Annotated in this window: 14 protein-coding genes; 9 read left to right on the top strand and 5 right to left on the bottom strand. The window is 62.9% G+C overall.

The features are described from left to right. The first annotated feature begins 2 nt into the window (after nt 1-2). The 6 genes from NUW12_08435 to NUW12_08410 all read left to right on the top strand — a co-directional run bounded on the left by NUW12_08435 (nt 3) and on the right by NUW12_08410 (nt 7551). The gene (locus NUW12_08435; GenBank protein MCR4402799.1) at nt 3-1046 is read left to right on the top strand and encodes an ABC transporter ATP-binding protein; all 1044 of its coding nucleotides are present in this window, start codon (nt 3-5) and stop codon (nt 1044-1046) included. After that, nucleotides 1024-2022 (top strand): ABC transporter ATP-binding protein, encoded by a 999-nt coding sequence (locus NUW12_08430; protein MCR4402798.1) that lies wholly within the window; start codon nt 1024-1026, stop codon nt 2020-2022. The genes NUW12_08435 and NUW12_08430 overlap by 23 nt, the downstream gene beginning before the upstream one ends. 100 nt (nt 2023-2122) lie before the next feature. Continuing rightward, nucleotides 2123-2677, top strand: coding sequence for a hypothetical protein (locus NUW12_08425; protein ID MCR4402797.1), 555 nt, complete (start codon nt 2123-2125; stop codon nt 2675-2677). Then, a complete protein-coding gene (locus tag NUW12_08420; GenBank protein ID MCR4402796.1) occupies nt 2670-3203 on the top strand; it encodes a hypothetical protein in 534 nt (177 codons plus the stop codon). The genes NUW12_08425 and NUW12_08420 overlap by 8 nt, the downstream gene beginning before the upstream one ends. 141 nt (nt 3204-3344) lie before the next feature. Next, nucleotides 3345-4685 carry an aminotransferase class III-fold pyridoxal phosphate-dependent enzyme gene (locus NUW12_08415; GenBank protein ID MCR4402795.1) on the top strand — a complete coding sequence of 447 codons (1341 nt, stop codon included), beginning with the start codon at nt 3345-3347 and terminating at the stop codon, nt 4683-4685. Nucleotides 4686-4743: 58 nt separating this feature from the next. Then, complete coding sequence (locus tag NUW12_08410; GenBank protein MCR4402794.1) at nt 4744-7551, top strand: PEP-utilizing enzyme; 2808 nt, start codon at nt 4744-4746, stop codon at nt 7549-7551. Here NUW12_08410 and cysE read toward each other — a convergent pair. Further along, entirely contained in the window at nt 7548-8204 is a 657-nt protein-coding gene (cysE, locus tag NUW12_08405; protein ID MCR4402793.1) for a serine O-acetyltransferase, read from the bottom strand. The genes NUW12_08410 and cysE overlap by 4 nt on opposite strands. 189 nt (nt 8205-8393) lie before the next feature. On the opposite strand from cysE, the gene cysK reads away from it, so the two are divergent. From cysK to NUW12_08390, 3 genes are all read left to right on the top strand, one after another. Next, nucleotides 8394-9311: a cysteine synthase A gene (gene cysK, locus NUW12_08400; GenBank protein MCR4402792.1), complete on the top strand. Its 918-nt coding sequence runs from the start codon at nt 8394-8396 to the stop codon at nt 9309-9311. 342 nt (nt 9312-9653) lie between these two features. After that, complete coding sequence (locus tag NUW12_08395; GenBank protein ID MCR4402791.1) at nt 9654-10604, top strand: SpoIID/LytB domain-containing protein; 951 nt, start codon at nt 9654-9656, stop codon at nt 10602-10604. A 215-nt stretch (nt 10605-10819) separates the two neighbouring features. Further along, nucleotides 10820-13081: a heavy metal translocating P-type ATPase gene (locus NUW12_08390; protein MCR4402790.1), complete on the top strand. Its 2262-nt coding sequence runs from the start codon at nt 10820-10822 to the stop codon at nt 13079-13081. On the opposite strand, the gene NUW12_08385 is transcribed toward NUW12_08390, so the two are convergent. The 4 genes from NUW12_08385 to nifV all read right to left on the bottom strand — a co-directional run bounded on the left by NUW12_08385 (nt 13065) and on the right by nifV (nt 17333). Beyond that, a complete protein-coding gene (locus tag NUW12_08385; protein MCR4402789.1) occupies nt 13065-14096 on the bottom strand; it encodes an isocitrate/isopropylmalate dehydrogenase family protein in 1032 nt (343 codons plus the stop codon). The genes NUW12_08390 and NUW12_08385 overlap by 17 nt on opposite strands. A 171-nt stretch (nt 14097-14267) precedes the next feature. Continuing rightward, the gene (locus NUW12_08380; protein ID MCR4402788.1) at nt 14268-14771 is read right to left on the bottom strand and encodes a 3-isopropylmalate dehydratase small subunit; all 504 of its coding nucleotides are present in this window, start codon (nt 14769-14771) and stop codon (nt 14268-14270) included. Nucleotides 14772-14841: 70 nt separating this feature from the next. After that, complete coding sequence (locus tag NUW12_08375) at nt 14842-16086, bottom strand: 3-isopropylmalate dehydratase large subunit (protein MCR4402787.1); 1245 nt, start codon at nt 16084-16086, stop codon at nt 14842-14844. 98 nt (nt 16087-16184) lie between these two features. Beyond that, the gene (gene nifV / locus NUW12_08370; GenBank protein ID MCR4402786.1) at nt 16185-17333 is read right to left on the bottom strand and encodes a homocitrate synthase; all 1149 of its coding nucleotides are present in this window, start codon (nt 17331-17333) and stop codon (nt 16185-16187) included. Between the last annotated feature and the right edge of the window lie 256 nt (nt 17334-17589).

Here is a 17589-nt window from a genome sequence, read left to right as displayed (position 1 = left end):
CGATGGACGCCCTGCTTGAGCTGGATGACTTCACTATGCATTACCGCACGAAGGCCGGCTGGGTGAAGGCGGTCGACGGCGTGACGCTGTCTTTGGCAAGAGGGCAAGCCCTCGGGCTCGTGGGGGAGTCGGGGTGCGGCAAGACGTCCATCGCCATGTCCGTAATGAAGCTGCTTCCCTACAACTCGAAGGTGGTGAGAGGACGGGTCCTTTTCGAAGGTCGCGACATCTACTCAATGACCGACGAGGAAGTTCGTAGAATGCGGTGGAAAGGCGTTGCCATGATATTCCAGGCAGCGATGAACTCTCTCAATCCTGTGTACCGGGTGGGAAATCAGATAGTAGAGGCCATAGTGACCCACGAACCGGATACCACCGAGGAAGAGGCGTGGGAGAGGGTCGGGTCGTTGTTCGAGCTCGTAGGGATTCCGAAGGAACGCATGCACAACTATCCGCACGAGTACAGCGGCGGCATGAAGCAGAGAGCGGTGATCGCGATGGCCCTCGCGTGCAACCCCAGACTGATCATCGCTGACGAACCCACCACCGCGCTGGACGTCATAGTGCAAGACAAGATACTGAGGGAGATGGACCAGATAAGGCGGAGGATAAACATGAGCATGATCTACATCTCCCATGACGTGTCAGTCATCGCCGAGGTGAGCGACGTGGTCGCTGTAATGTACGCTGGAAAGCTAGTGGAACTCGGCGAAGCAGATGATGTGTTCAAGAGGCCGCGCCACCCATATACCTACGCTCTCATGCAAGCTTACCCCAGCATCCTCGGGGAGAAGCACGAGTTGGCCACGATCCCGGGCGAACCACCGAATCTCCTCGACCCGCCATCTGGGTGTAGATTCCATCCAAGGTGCGATCGGGCGAGTAAGGAATGTGCAGCCGCGGACCCCCCGTGGCGGGAGATCTACCCTGGGCACCACTGCGCTTGTCATAACCCAGTCGGCACCAGAGACGCACGGTCAGAGCTGGTCCGTCCGGCAGTGGGTGCTCATGGAGGTGATGGTCTTGGCAGTTCCAGCAACGGCTGACGCAGCCGATACCGTCTTGCGGGTTGAGGCTCTCTCCAAGTACTATCAGGTGTCGCGAGGCTTCTTTGCGAGAAAACGCCTGCTCCTTCACGCCGTCGACGACGTGAACTTCGAGGTGAAGCGGGGCGAGGTTCTCGGACTCGTTGGGGAGTCGGGATGCGGAAAGACCACGACCGGTCGGCTCATCACGCGACTAACCTCCCCAACATCAGGGCGAATACTGATTGATGGCTCCGACATCACGAAGATGGAAGGCGAGGACTTCGCGGAATTCCGCAGGAAAGTGCAGATGATTTTCCAGGACCCCTACGAATCACTGGACCCGAGGATGACCGTCTTCGACATAGTCGCTGAGCCCTTGCACGTCAACGGCATGGGCACTCTTGAGGAGCGCGAGCAGCGCGTGGCGGACATGCTGAACCTGGTTGGGATATCTCCGCCATCGGCGTTTCTCTTCAGGTTCCCTCATGAACTGTCGGGCGGACAGCGGCAGCGAGTCGCAATCGCGAGAGCACTCGTCATGAACCCAAAGTTCGTGGTGGCAGACGAGCCGACCTCGATGCTGGACGTGTCCATTCGCACAGGCGTCATGAAACTCCTTGCGCAGCTTCGCGAGGATCTGGGGATAAGCTACCTCTACATTACCCACGACCTCGCAGTGGCACGTTACCTCTGCGACCGGGTGGCGGTGATGTACCTCGGGAAGATCGTTGAAGTGGCGGGTGCAGAAGAGGTGGTCAAAGAGCCGCTGCATCCGTATACTCGGGCTCTCATATCGGCCGTCCCCATTCCGGATCCCGCTATGAAGAGGCCGATCCCGACCATCAAAGGGGGCGTAAGCAAGCCAATAAACCCGCCGCGCAGGTGCAGGTTCTACGAGCGTTGTCCCGTGGCGACGGGAGCATGCGCGGAGCGGGATCACCCGCCCCTGAAAGAGGTTTCAAGCGGTCACTTCGTCGCGTGCCACGTGTTGTAGACACCGTGGGTTGAGGGCGACGGCTCGGACAAGGCACCACATAGTTGAGGACCAGCGTACTGGGGCCGTAATTCTCCGTGAACAGGCGAGGTGAAACGTGATGCCAAGAATGGGATCGCACGAGATATGGTCCTGGGCGGCGCTGGTGGTCGCGTTTGCTCTCGCTCTCTTGGTTTTCGAAGCCACGGAGAGCAAGTACCGCGATTACGCAAGCTGGACACGGCAGATAGGGGCCGCTCTGGAGACGGCGGCCATTCGACGGAAGGGTGAGTCCGCGCTGCTCGAGGCGGTAATCACGGTGCGGTCGCCGACAGTCGCCTTCGCGAACACCGTGGAGAGAGTGGACTTTGCGCTCGAACGTGGCGGGAAGCGCCTGGGGTACTTCTGCACTCTTCCTGGGGAAATCACGGTCGATCGCCATGCCGAAGGCGCTGCCGTGGCTGTGACACGAATAAGTGTCAGGAAAGACGTTTCCGGACAACTCGCTCCGATCGTGGATGCACCGCAAGCCAAGCGGCAGTCTGAGGCGGGGGTCGGTTCGGATAGTGCCGTGCGGTTTGCCGGTGATGTGGTTGTTGAAGTCGCTCTTCGGCGGGGAGACAGATTGCTTCGCGTTCCCGTAGAAGGTGACGTGGAGGTGGACAGTGGTGCCTAGGCACAGACCGAGTCGCGGGGAGTCCGCAATGCGCTGCCGGAATGCGGCGGGGCTTGCCGTGCGTGCCATCCTTCTTGCAGGAGTGGGCTCAATGTGCCTGGCCGTGCTCCAGCTCGGGGACTTTACTCCTGTGCCCGCTACATGGGGTCTCGGCATGCCCGTTCTCGGCGGCGTGGCGATAGGGCTCGCGCGAATGAGCGTCCATGAGCTGACTGGGTGCGTTGCGTTGGTCCTCGCCCTATCTCCAGCCTTGGCGCCGTTTCTTGTGGCCGCCGCTGCCTCGGAGCTCGAGAGAGCTCAAGTAATGAGGGCCGCGCTCCGAAACTCCGTGGCAGCTGATTGGCTCTTGCTCCTTCCGTGCGTCCTGGTGGGGACGGTCCTCGGCAGGTGGATCGCCAGCGCGTGTCATTCGCGCCCTGCAGGGGTGGGAGAGAAAGGGCGGGCGCAAGACCGATCGATCTGGCGGCTGCCTGAGGGAGCGGCGAGTCATCCTCGCGGGACCAAAGCTGATGAACGGATTTCCTGACAGCTTGGTTGGACGAGCCCGGTCGGCTCGTCTGGCCTGTCGGTGACGACGGTGAGGGCGCGCGAGCAAGGACCTCAAGGCTGGGCTCCCCAGGCGTGGGCGCGAGATTGCACGGAGCCGAGTTCGATTGGAGGGGTGAACGTGGGACGGGCTGACTTGCGTGGCATGACACGGTCGATGCCGCTAGCTGGACGTGCCAATGAAGGACGCTTCATAGGCGGCAAGCCGCAGGACTCGATCATACAGGATTTCGAGAAGTTTGTGGCGCCAGGGCGGGTGGCGGTGTACCGATCTCTCGGCTTCGACGCAGTCCCAGGTAAGCGCGAAGGGGTGTACGTCTGGGATCTGCAGGGCAGGCGGTACGTGAATTGCAGGTCGAGCGGGGGCGTGTTCAACCTGGGTCACAGGCCGGCCGCGGTCGTGGCAGCCCTGAAGGAGGCGCTTGAGTTTCTGGACATCGGAGACCACATGCTCCTCAGTGAACAGAGGGCAAGGCTGGGAGCGCGCCTCGCGGAGCTCACCCCGGGTGACATCACGTACAGCTTCTTCACGCCGAGCGGTGGGGAGGCGTGCGACGTTGCGATCAAGCTTGCAAGGGGCTACACCGGTCGCCCGGGGATAGTCTCGGCCATCGACGGATATCACGGACACACGGGATTTGCCCTTTCAGCCGGGGATGACCGCTTCAAGAGGCACTTCGGGCCGCTCATGCCGGGCTTCACCCAGGTGCCCTTTGGGGACATCGACGCGGTGAGGAAGGCTGTGGACGAGAATACGGCCGCGGTGATATTCGAGACCATTCCGGCGACGGCGGGCATCGTCATCCCGCCCGATGACTTCTACCCGGCCGTCAGGGAGATCTGCGACAGCGCAGGCGCCCTGCTCATCCTCGACGAGGTACAGGCTGGGCTTGGCCGGACGGGCCGCCTGTGGGCAATCGATGAGTGGAACGTCGTTCCGGACGTTCTCGTGCTGGGCAAGGGCATGAGCGGCGGGGTGTACCCGCTGTCGGTCGTATGCTACAGAGAGCACGTGGACGATTTCTTCAGGCGAAATCCATTCGTCCACTTGACGTCCTTCGGCGGCGCGGACCTTGGGTGCGTGTGTGCCCTCGCCATGCTCGATGAGATCTGCCGCCCCGGGTTCTTGGAACACGTGGAGGAGATGGGAGAGCGTTTCGAGAGCGGATTCTCCCGGCTGAGGGATGCGCACCCGGAGGTAGTGGCGGGCTGGAGACGGCGTGGATTGATGATGGCGTTCGAGCTCGTGGAGGACAGATTCGGTCCCATGATGACGTACGCCCTAGGAAAGAACGGGGTGATAGCGGTATTCTCTGACTTTCGCCCGCGGGCGATGCAGATAATGCCGCCTCTCATAATCCAACCCGGCGAAGTCGACGAGGTGCTCGAGGCGATGGACCGCGCGCTTGACATGGTCGAGGAGATGGTGGGCGCCGGAGTGCCTGCGCCCTACATCCCGTGACATCCCTTGAGGATCGCAGCGCCGCCGGCCGGCGCATGAAGGGAGCATCCGGGTTCACGTGGAGCCGTTCGTACTGAGGATAGATGAGATCGAGCCACAGCACTATGCCATCGTCGGAGGAAAGGCTCGCAACCTCGCGAGGCTGGTCCGCGCGGGGCTACCCGTGCCCTCCGGGTTCGTCGTCACGACCACGGCCTACCTCCGGCACGCTGATGGAGCTGGTCTTGGGGAAGGCTCCGATGAGCAGGGAGCAGCCGGACATTCATCTCTGTGGAACGCAGTCCGCGCAGCGTATGAGGAGCTTGTCGCCTCTGACCCGGGCGCGTCCTGCGCCGTACGGTCGTCTGCGAACGTGGAAGACGAGGTGGGCGCGTCCCATGCAGGGCAGTACGAGACGATCCTGGGGGTACGTACCTGGGATGCGCTTGTCGAGGCGATCCGGGCTTGCTGGGGGTCATTGAACGGAGATAGGACGCGCGCTTACTCCCCGCACAGAGACGCGCGACGCGCCCTCATCGGCGCGGAGAGAGCAATGGCCGTGCTCGTGCAGATCGAGGTGGCCGCCGATGTGAGCGGCGTCCTGTTTACATTGAATCCCCAGTCAGGCAGGGAGAACGAGATGCTGGTCGAAGCCACCTGGGGACTTGGGGAAGCGCTCGTTGCGGGGCTAGCCACCCCCGACAGGTTCGTGGTGGACACGTGGACCGCGACGATCGTGGACGCGCGAGTGAGCGACAAGAAGCTCATGGTGGCGGCGGGTGGTGCCGAGCCGATACCCGTGCCCGGCGAGATGCGGACGAAACGGACGCTCGATGATGCCTCCCTCGTGCTCCTAGCCCGACTGGGGGAGAGGATTCAGGAAGAGTATGGCCTGCCGCAGGACATCGAGTGGGCAATGTCAGGTGGCGAGATTATGATACTTCAGGCACGTCCCCTCACGGCCTTCTCCTTCGCGGAAGACTTCGGAGAATGGACTTCGGCCAACTTCAGGGAGGTGATGCCCGGGTTTGCCTCCTACTTGAGCCAGTCCATGTCGTTTCATCACGATTTCGCGCGCGCCACGGAGGAGGTTTTCAAGCGTACGAAGCTGTTTCGGAGGGAAGACGAGGGCACCAGATGGGCGGCGACATTCTTCGGACACGGTTATTGGAACGTGGGGGCCACGAAACGGGTGGCGGCGCGTGTGCCGGGCTTTCGAGAGCGTGCCTTCGACCGGACTGTGGGCATCGTTCCATCATACGAGGGTGATGGAGTCGTGACTCCGTGGACCCCCGCGACGGTGCTGCGCGCGATTCCATCGCTATTCGCTCTAAGGAAGCACTACAGGCTAGCGGTGGAGGAAGCCAGGAGTTTCATCTCGTGGTTCGACGCGAACGAGCCCAGATGGGACCTAATCAAGCCTGAAGAGCTCAAGGACGAGGATTTGGAATCGTGGACGAGGTTCGCCATCGACCTGCACTGGCAGGCCAACCGCTGGGCTTTGGTGATCTCTCTCCTCGGAACGCAAGCACAAGATGACTTTCACGCTACAGTTGAGAGGCTCAACAGGCGCGTGAGAAGGCCCGGAACTGCGGTGTCCGAGGCACGCCTTCTCACCGGGCTCTCCAAAATGGCGACGGCGAAACCGCTGGCCGCTATCTGGGAGCTTGCGAGGTTTGCCCAAACTCGGCCGCCTGTCGCCGACACGCTGAAGGCCATGACGCCTGAGGAGCTCGCGCAGGCGTTCAGACGATGGGAAAGGGAAGCAGCAGAAGGCTCGTGCGCCGCCACCCTCGGCATGTCGCCCGACATGGGAGAGTTTTGGGCTCGGTTCGAAGCGTGCGTCCGCGAGTTCCGCTACATGTCGGAGATCGACGAGGACCTGTCCGTTCCGAGATGGTGTGAGGATGTGGCCCTGCCTCTCTCGATGTTGCAGGCGTGCTTGTCCGGAGAGGTCGGGCAGGATCCTCGCCAACAGATAGCCCGCCAGGAACAGGTGCGTGCCGAGGAGGAGGAAGCCGCGGCTTGCATGCTGAGATCGCGAGGCTTGGCGAGCTTGCTCAATCCTTTCCGCGTTTCGGGTTTTCGTGCCCAGCTTGAACTCGTGAGACGCCTCGCGTGGTGGCGTGAGGAGACGCGGGTGTATCTCAGTCGCGCCAGGTACCACACGCGGCGCTTCCTGAAGGAACAGGGGAGGCGCTGGGCGGCCTGCGGCCTTCTCCGCGCTGAAGACGACATCTTCTGGTTGTCCCGTGACGAAGTGTTGGGACTGCTCGAGGGGTCGACCGGCGTTCGAAGAGTGCGCGAGATCGTCGAGAGAAGGCGCAGAATCCCCGTTGCGTACAGGAACTTCGTGCCGCCTCCCGTGATAATGCCTGGTCCTGCGCGGATCCTCGTAAAGCGCTCTTTGACCGTTCGAGGGAAAGATGCCGAAGGCCAGATCGCGACGGCTCACATCAGCAGGCAGAACCCCGCGACTCCGCCCGCGGAGCGGATACGGCACGAAGGTGCCGGGGAGACCTACGCCGGGGTGGGGTGCTCCGCGGGGGTCGCGCGCGGGGTCGTGAGGGTCATCCGGTCTCTCGACGAGGCGGGCGCTCTGAAGAAGGGCGACGTCTTAGTGGCGCCGTTCGCGAACCCCGGCTGGATGCCCCTCTTCAACGTGGCGTCCGCCATCGTTCTCGAAGAGGGAGGGCTTCTGTCTCACAGTGCCGTTGTGGCGAGGGAGTACGGGATCCCTGCCGTGCTTCAAGTGGAAGGCGCGACGACCAAGCTCCGCACCGGGGATCTCGTGTATGTGGACGGAGGCCGCGGAGTGGTCGAAGTGATTCGAAGGAACAACGGTGGGATCCCGCACTCGGCCCCGGTCTCACGTGATCCCCTCTAGACAGCGGGTTCAGAGGCCTTTTCGAGGCTTTCGAGACGTTCCTCCAGAGCCTCCACCCTTTGACTGATCGCTTCCAATGCCGCTTGAACTGGATCAGGCAGGTTTTGATGGTTGAGGTCGATGCCTGGAACGCGTCTCCCGTGCCTGGCCACGATCCGACCTGGAACCCCCACCACCGTCGCACCCGCCGGCACCGGCCGAAGCACTACGGCGCCGGCGCCGATCTTCGCGCCATCGCCGACCTCAAACGATCCCAGCACCTTTGCTCCTGCGGCAATGACCACGCGGTTGCGTACGGTCGGATGGCGCTTGCCCTTCTCCTTGCCGGTGCCGCCCAGAGTGACCCCTTGGTAGATCGTGACGTCGTCGCCCACTTCCGCCGTCTCGCCGATGACGACGCCCATCCCGTGGTCGATGAAAAGGCGCCGACCGATGCGAGCACCGGGGTGGATCTCGATGCCGGTCAGGAAACGCGCCACGTGCGAGACGAGCCTCGCGATGACGAACATCTTCCTCTCGTAGAAGAAATGAGCTATCCTGTACCCTATGAGAGCATGAAGTCCAGGGTAGCATAGGATGACTTCGAGCACGTTCTTGGCGGCCGGGTCCCGCTCGAACACGACTCTGACGTCCTCGCGGATCCTCTCAAACATAGGAACAACCTCCCAAATGCGGGCTTAGGGCGATACCCTAGTATTCCGGTCGGTGTTATTGTATTATAGCACACAAGAGGGCGGGCCGCGATTGGTCAAGAAAGAGGTCGCCAGATGCTCCTTCGCGCACTGCCGTGTGGGGCTTGTGAAGCGGTTGAACTCGTCGAGCACGTTCGGGAGGTGGCTTGCGTGGCAAGGATCGTCGAGAGCGTTCAGGAGATTGTGGGGAAGACGCCTCTCGTGAGGATCCGCCGGATGGCAGATGGACTTGGGGTGCAGATCGCGGCGAAACTGGAGTTCATGAATCCGGGTGGGAGCGTGAAAGACCGCGCTGCTCTCGGTATGCTCATCGCGGCTGAGAGAGAGGGAAGGCTTGGGCCTGGATCGGTTGTCGTGGAGCCGACTAGCGGCAACACGGGGATAGCCCTGGCGATGCTCTGTGCTTCGCGCGGCCTGCGTCTCATCGTGACCATGCCCGAGTCGATGAGCGTTGAGAGACTCAGGATCCTTGAGGCTTACGGTGCCAGTGTCATCCTCACGCCGGCCGAGGAGGGGATGGACGGAGCGGTGCGACGGGCTGGCGAGATCGCGAGTTCGACGCCTGGGAGCATAGTCCTCCAGCAGTTCAGCAATCCTGCAAACCCGGAAGCACACCGCAAGACGACCGCGAGGGAGATCTGGGAGGACACCGACGGACAAGTGGACGTGCTCGTGGCCGGAGTGGGGACGGGCGGAACCGTGACAGGCGTTGGTGAGGCTCTCAAGGCTAAGAAGCCGTGCGTGCGTGTGGTCGCCGTTGAGCCAGCGGAGTCTCGGGTGCTCGAGGGCGGACCGCCCGGACACCACGGGATCCAAGGCATCGGCGCGGGTTTCGTGCCTCCGGTCCTGAACGTGGGCGTGATTGACGAGGTCGTGGCGGTAGCAACCATTGACGCCATCCTGATGGCCAAGAGGCTGGCGAGGGAGGAAGGCATCCTCGCCGGAGTCTCCTCGGGAGCGGCGCTCGCAGCGGCGCTGCGTGTGGCGGGGCGCCCCGAGAGCCGCGGCCGTTTGATCGTGGTCGTCTTTCCGGACGGCGGCGAGAGTTACCTGTCAGGCTCCAATTAGGGAAAGCGCCGAAGCCGCGCTGGCTCGGACGCGACCGCCGCTTGCGGGCGCGCTCCGCTCGTGCGCCGACGAGTGCGTGGTCGGCTCACTCAGCGCCGGAACAGAGGGCAGGCGCCGCCCGGCGCTGCACTGGTACGCGCGGGGGGTTCTGCGCATAATAGCCTCCGGAGACACCAAATAGCGGCAGAGCACGGGCGGCGCGGAGCTGAGGGTTGGTCCGGTCACGCCTTCCCGCGCGGACAGCGAGAGCGCACGGGCGCTCGGCCGCACGCTCGATGCGGACCGAACGCAGTGTGTCCGCCGCGCCCCCTGCTCGGCGTCGCGCGACGGAGGCTGAAGGATGTGGCTGGAAGAAGGAATCGCAACTTGCTTTGGATCGGCATCGGTCTCGCTGCGGTAGTGCTGGTGATAATTGCAATCGGGAGGACGAGGAAGCAGACCCTTGCGGACGAACCAACGATAAAGGTGTACCTGGCGGACCAGAATCGCGTTGAGGCAATGCCCATGGAGGAATACGTGGCTGGCGTGGTAGCAGGAGAGATGAAGAACTACTGGCCGAGGGAGGCACTGGCGGCTCAAGCCGTCGTTGCGCGCACTTTCGCCCTCAAGGCCCTCGAACAAGGGCGCGGAAAGGGGCCGATGGGCTCGGATATTGAGGCAGGTTTCCGGACGGCGCAGGAGTACAAGCCGGAGAACGTGAACGATGCCATCAGGTCAGCGGTTCGTGAGACGCGCGGAAAGGTCCTCACCTATAAGGGCGAGCTCATCGACGCGTGGTTCCATTCCAACGCCGGCGGCATGACTGCCCTTGCCAAAGAGGGCTTGAACTTCCGCGGCCCGGAGCCGCCATATACTGTGGTCAAGAAGAGCCCAGACATGACATCCGACGTCCCTGCCCAGGACCGCGTATGGTCCGCGACGTTCACAACGGCAGAGATCGAGGCCGCATTGAGGAAGATCGGGGTCCCGGTCAGCGGGATACAGGACATGGTCGTGGCGAAACGAGGTCCTTCTGGGCGTGCGCAGACCATATCCATCCGACACTCAGGCGGCGAGCTAACCATCGGTGGGAACGACCTGAGGGTGGCGCTCGACCCCATGCGAATGAGGTCCAACTTGATCACGAGCCTCGAGGTCCGTGACGGCCAAGTGAGCATGAGCGGCAAGGGTTTCGGGCACGGAGTGGGAATGAGTCAATGGGGTGCTCACAACATGGCGAAAGCAGGGCGAAGGCACGAGGAGATTTGCACGTATTACTTCAAGGACGTGAGGGTGGAGAGGCGCTGGGCGTAGCGTGCGGCGCGGACGGCCGCCTGCGTGTCGACGGGGCCCAGGAAAGCGGAGGAAGCGCAAGACAACGTGGTGGCGACGAGGGCGTCACGTGAGAGGGGGAGGCTCTGGTGAAAGACGAGCTCGAACTGGTGGAGGGCGGTGCCCACACAGACGTCTGTGAACCCGCCGGAAGCTGTGGCGGGAGGGGAGGACACGAGAGGCGGGCGACTTTTCGAATCACGGGAATGACGTGTGCGTCGTGCGCCGCTCGAGTGGAGCGCGCACTGCGTCGATCCCCGGCCATCATCGACGCCGCGGTGAATCTCACCTCCGAGAGGGCTACGGTCCTGTATGACGAGGGCAAGGCATCGCCGATCGATCTCGTGCGGATCGTGCGTGCCGCGGGCTATGATGCGTTCGAGGTGCGGGAGGGCGGAGAAGCTGGGGCTGCCGGGGATAGGGAGCAGCGCCTCCGCGCGAAAGAGATAGGGCAACAGAGGGCGCTGTTCGTGCTGGCGGCGGCCTTTTCTGCGCCGCTCCTGGCTCTCATGCTGTCGCACTTGCTTGGTCTTCGCATTCCCCGTCCACTCGCTGACCCCCTCTTTCAGTTCGCCCTCGCCACGCCGGTGCAGTTCGTGGCAGGTCGGCAATTCTACACTGGGGCGCTGGCGGCTCTTCGTGCGCGTTCCCCGAACATGGACGTGCTCGTTGCTCTGGGGACGACAGCGGCGTACGGGTTCAGCGTGTACCAGACGTTCGCGGGGCGCGGTCATCTGTATTACGAATCGTCGGCTGTGGTCATTACCCTGGTGCTCTTGGGAAGGTTCCTCGAGGCGAGGGCAAAGGGCAGGACGTCGGAGGCCATAAGGAAGCTCGCGGGCCTCGCGCCTCGAGTCGCGCATGTCGTTCGTGACGGCAAGGAGGCGGATATTCCCACGGACGAGGTGCGAGTGGGAGACGTGGTGGTCGTGAGACCCGGGGAGAGGATTCCCGTGGACGGGATCATACTCGACGGCACCTCGGTCGTGGATGAGTCCATGCTCACCGGCGAGAGCATTCCCGTTGACAAGGGCCCCGGTGACGAGGTCACGGGCGCCACCATCAATGGACACGGGTCGTTCAGACTGCGCGCCACGAGGGTCGGGAGGGATACCGTCCTCTCTCAGATAGTTCGAATGGTGGAAGAGGCGCAGGAGTCAAAGGCCCCCATCCAGAGGATGGCGGACATAGTCGCGGGATACTTCGTCCCGGCGGTGCTTGGAGTGGCGCTCGTCGCCCTCGTAGGGTGGCTCGTCGCCACGGGAGATCCCGCTCGCGCCCTCATTGCGTTCACGGCGGTCCTCGTCATCGCCTGTCCGTGCGCGCTCGGACTTGCGACTCCGACCGCCGTAATGGTGGGCACGGGCAAAGGGGCCGAGGTCGGCGTATTGATCCGAGGTGCAGAGCACCTCGAGAGGGCGCATGGCATAGACACAGTCATGTTCGACAAGACCGGAACGCTTACGAAGGGTGAACCGCAGGTGGTGGCCGAAGTCCCGGTGTGTCCTGCGAAGACGTCTTCGCGCCCGGCCTCGACCGACGTGCGGGGGGCGGAGGGTGTGCCTAAGACAAGCGCGGACGACCGGGCCCTCGAGATGCTCGAGCTTGCGGCCTCGGCAGAGCTGAGGTCCGAACACCCGCTTGGAGCGGCCGTCGTGCGCCGTGCGCGGGCCCTTGGGATAACGCCTGCGGAGCCGGAGCGATTCGAGGCAATTCCGGGAAAGGGAGTCAGAGCCCACGTGCGCGGGGCCGTGGTGCTCGCGGGGACCTGGCGTCTCCTTCAAGAGAACGGCGTGAGCGTGACAGAGGACGTCGAAAAGGCGAGACGCTCAATGGAAGCCCAAGGGCAGACCGCCATGTTCGTGGCGGCGAACGGGATGGCTCTCGGCGTCATTGGTTTGGCGGACACCGTCAAGGAGACCTCGAAGGAAGCCGTGCGGGAGCTCCACGCCCTCGGCGTGGACGTGATCATGATAACAGGGGATAACGAGCGCACAGCTCGGGCTATCGCGCGCGAGGTCGGAATCGACAGGGTCCTTGCCGAGGTGCTTCCGAGCGAAAAGGCCAGAGAGGTTGAGCGGCTCCGCGGCGAAGGAAGGGTCGTCGCCATGGTCGGCGATGGCATCAACGACGCGCCCGCCCTCGCTGCTGCCGATGTCGGAATAGCGATGGGAACCGGCACGGACATCGCAATGGAGGCGGCGGACATCACGCTGATCCGAGGGGACCTTCGCGCGGTGGCCGCAGCCATTCGCCTAAGCAGGAGAACCATGGCCACCATCCGCCAGAACTTGTTCTGGGCTTTCGCGTATAATGTCATTGGCATTCCGCTCGCGGCGTTCGGCCTGTTGTCCCCCGTGATCGCAGGGGCGGCCATGGCGTTCTCGTCGGTGTCGGTCGTGACCAACTCCCTCAGGCTTCGACGCTTCAACCCGGAACGCGTCAACGTGGAGCGCTAGCAGGGCGCTGGGATGACTCAAGGGCGGCCACTATGGCGTCTGTCATCTGCCTGGTGGAGGCACTCCCGCCGAGGTCGGGCGTGAGCCAGCGACCTTCGGTCAGGACCCTCGATACGGCGACCTCGACAGCCGCGGCGCTCTCCCGTTCGTCCAGGTAACTCAGCATCATCGCGCCTGACAGGATGGTGGCGACGGGGTTTGCGACGCCGAGTCCGGCGAGTTCGGGAGCGCTCCCGTGGACAGGCTCGAACACCGCGATCCCGTCACCCATGTTGGCGCCTGGAGCGACTCCCAACCCGCCCACGAGACCAGACGCGAGATCTGAGACGATGTCTCCGTACAGGTTCGGCAGGAGCAGCACGTCAAAGGCTTCGGGCGCCATGACCAACTGCATACAGAGGGCGTCTATGATACGGTCGTCGAACTGGATATCCGGGTAGCCGCGTGCGACCGAGCGGGCGCAGCGGAGGAAGAGGCCGTCTGTGAATTTCATGATGTTGGCCTTGTGTCCGCAAGTCACCCGGCGGCGTCTCTCTCTCCTCGCGAACTCCATCGCAGCCCGCGCGATGCGCTCGGAGCCTCTGCGGGTGATGACCTTGACGGTCTCAGCCGTGTTCTCGTCCACCCAACGCTCTCTGCCGGCGTACACGTCCTCGGTGGCTTCCCGGAAGATCACGATGTCCACCCGGTCATGCTTTCCGCGCACGCAGGGCAGAGTCTTGATGGGTCGGACGTTTGCGTAGAGATCGAGAGCGACCCGCAGACCCACGTTGACACTGCGGAAGCCTCCGGCCACCGGTGTCGTGATGGGTCCTTTGAGCGCGATGCCCGTCCTTCGCAACGACTCGATGACTTCGTCGGGCAGGGGAGTGCGGAGCCGCTTGGCCATCTCAGCGCCTGCCTGGACTTCTTCCCACTCGATGTCGACACCCGTGGCTTCGATCACACGCCTTGCGGCAGCGACTACCTCCGGGCCGATGCCGTCGCCATGGATGAGCGTTACTTTGTGCAACACGATGGATCCCTCCGACTCCTCTAACCCAGGTCGTCAGGACTGGGCATCGGGGGCTCTGGACTCAAGAGCGTTGAGAGCGCGCGGTCTTCTTCGCCTGCGGGAGGAACGAGGTCTCTGGAAACCGTCGTGGGATGAAGGTCTTCGGCCCGTTCCGATCTTCCCAGGGAAGCGCTAGAGGCCAAGGCAATAGCCACCGTGCTTGCGGACGTGCGCCGCGAGGCCTCCGTCCTCAAAGATCCGTTGCATGAATGGGGGTAGCGGAGCAGCGCTCACGGTAACGCCGCGAGTGAGATTGAGCACCTCGCCGTGGTCCAGGTCCACCTGTAGTTCATCTCCGTTGGAGATGAGGCAGGTGTCGCATTCCACGACGGGTAAGCCTGTGTTCACCGCGTTCCTATAAAAGAGCCTCGCGAAGGATGATGCGATCACCGCTCCCACCCTTGCGTGCACCAATGCGAGCGGTGCTTGCTCGCGCGAGGAACCGCATCCGAAGTTCCTACCCGCCACGACGAAGTCCCCGGGAGCGAGCCTCGCGTGAAACTCCGGGTCGAGGTCCTCCATGACGTGCTTTGCGAGCTCGTCCATGTCGAGCGTCTTGAATTTGTACTTGCCGGCGATGATGTAATCGGTATTGACGTCATCGCCGAACTTGTGGGCCTTTCCTCTCAAGAGCATGCGGCCTTCGCCTCCGCTGGACGGGCGCAAAGCCCGCCCGACTTCTCATCGTGGAGATGCGCAAGGAGCTTCACCCTAGGAACCCTCTCGGGTCCGTGATCCTCCCCGTCACAGCCGAGGCCGCCACCGTCGCCGGGGACGCAAGGTATATCTCTGCGGCCGGGTTGCCCATCCTCCCTCTGAAGTTGCGGTTGGCCGTGGATACTACGACCTCGCCGTCCGCAGGCACGCCACCGTGGGTGCCGACGCACGGTCCGCATCCGGGAGGGAGCACCGTGGCGCCCGCCTTCAGCAGGATCTCCAGTATACCTTCATGCAAGGCAGCCAAGAGCACTTGTCTCGAAGCGGGCGCGACCACCAGCCGCACAGATCGGCACACGGTCCTTCCCTCGAGTATCGAGGCGGCGACGCGCAGGTCTTCCAGCCGACCGTTCGTGCAGGTTCCGATGAAGGCTTGTTGGATCTCAACTGATGAGAGGTCTTGAACGTCGCACACGTTGTCCACTTGATGCGGACGCGCAGCCTGCGGCGCGAGATGCGAGACGTCGAACTCACGCACGTCCGTGTAGCGGGCGTCTTCGTCTGCGAACACCGGGCGAGGCGTCCTCCCCGATCGGCTGCGCACCCACGAGAGCACCTCATCGCTGGGCGCGATGATCCCCGCCTTCGCGCCCATCTCAACCGCCATGTTGCACAGCGTCAGCCTGGCATCCACTCCGAGGCGGTCCACCACTTCCCCGCAGTACTCGCATGACATGTACGTCGCCCCGGAGGCTGTGACCTTGCCGGCGACGTAGAGCGCCAGGTCCTTGCCATACGTGCCCACCGGGAGCCTTCCTTTGAGCACTATCTTCATGCTTTGGGGGACCTTGAGCCATGTCCTTCCAGTAATGAGGGTCGCCGCGAGGTCCGTGGACCCCACTCCCGTGGAAAAGGCACCGATTCCGCCGTAGGTGCACGTGTGGGAATCGGCCCCGACTACCAGGTCTCCTGGCAGGACGTGCCCGCGCTCGGGCATGAGCTGGTGGCACACGCCCTCGCCGACATCGTACACGACGAAAGTCTGCTCCTTGGCGAAATCCCTCATGAGCCTGTGCAGGTTCGCTGTGCCCTCGTTCGGACTGGGCGCGCCGTGGTCTATCACCATGGCGACCTTCGAGGGATCGAAGACCTTCTTCCCACCCATGTCGCGAAAGGCCTTGATCGCCAAAGGCGACGTTCCGTCTTGCCCCATGACGAAATCCACGTTGGCAATGACTATGTCTCCCGCGCGCGCGTCCGTACCTGAATGGCTTGAGATGATCTTCTCTGCGATGGTCTTACCCAAGACAACGATGCTCCCTCATACGCCCCTCGTGATACGCCCCTCGTGGAACGATGCTCGATCACACGTCCTTGCCCGATCTCGGGCGTCTACTTGCGAGCAGACATCTCCCTCTTCGCGTCATCGTATATATATACAAGCTCCTTGTCGAACAGCGGACGCTTGAGGTTCACCGCGGTTGCGCGCACCGCGGGCAGCATGGCCGCTGCTTCCTGGTCGGTTAGATTGATGCCGTATTCAAGGAACTTTGCTTTGAGGGCGTGCTTTCCAGAGTGTTTTCCTATGATGATCTGTCTCTGAAGGCCCACTTCCTCAGGGGGAAAGACCTCGTAGGTCTTAGGGTTCTTCAAGACGCCGTCCGCGTGTATTCCCGACTCGTGAGCGAACGTGTTCGTGCCGACAATGGGTTTCGAGGGAGGGATCTCCCTGCCCGAGGCCCGGGCCACGTACTCGGAGACCTCCCTGAATCTGGTGGTCTTGATCCCGAGGTCCATGCCGTATATGTGCTTGAGCGCCATCACGACCTCCTCGAGAGCCGCATTGCCGGCTCGCTCGCCGAGGCCGTTGACCGTGACCCCCACGTACTTTGCGCCCGCCCTCACGCCCGCCAACGTATTGGCGGTCGCCATCCCGAAGTCGTTGTGGGCGTGCGTCTCGATGTCAAGGCCGGTCTGCTCGTGGAGAGCCTTGATGCGGTCGTATGTCGCCAGGGGATCCAGAAACCCGACGGTGTCGCAATAGCGCAACCTGTTCGCTCCCGCGCCTTTCGCGGCCATGGCGAACTCCAGGAGGAACGCGGGGTCCGCGCGGCTTGCGTCCTCGGCGTTGACGGATATGTACAAACCGTGCTGCGCCGCGTACACGACCGCCTGTGTCATGGCATCTAGAACCTGGTCGCGCGTCATGCGGAGTTTGTGGAAGATGTGTATGTCCGAGGTGGAGATTGAGATGGCCACCGCGTCCACTCCGCACTCGATCGATGCGTCCAAGTCCGAGATGACTGCTCTGTTCCACGCCATGACACTGGCCTCGAGCCCGGCGTGCGCTATCGCCCTCACTGCCTCCTTTTCATCCCCACCCATGGCGGGGATGCCGGCCTCGATCTGATCCACGCCGATCTCGTCCAGCATTCTCGCGATACGTAGCTTCTCGGTGAGAGCGAAAACCACACCCGCGGTCTGCTCACCGTCTCGCAGCGTCGTGTCCACGAGGAACACTTTCTTGTGTCTGTCCTTCAAGGCTTCTTCTCTCCTCTCGTGAGTCTAGGGCGTCCTAAGTGCATACCTATGCATTCACTCTCACGGCAGCTGACGCTGGACGAAACCGCCGAACCAGGCCTCCTACCGGTAGCTGCTCCGCAGCAGCCATGTGTACGTATGCGTATATGGCATTACACTACACTCTTTGCTGCCCTCTTGTCAAGAGAGATCTCCGACCAGTGTCGTCGGCCTGTGATAATGTCACCCTGTAAGCGGTCTGAGAAAATGTCACCCC

It is taken from the genome of Bacillota bacterium (genome assembly GCA_024653485.1).
In the GTDB taxonomy this organism is placed as follows: domain Bacteria; phylum Bacillota; class SHA-98; order UBA4971; family UBA4971; genus UBA6256.
Note: the sequence above shows the minus strand (reverse complement) of the source record. Positions and strands in the feature narration are given on the sequence as shown.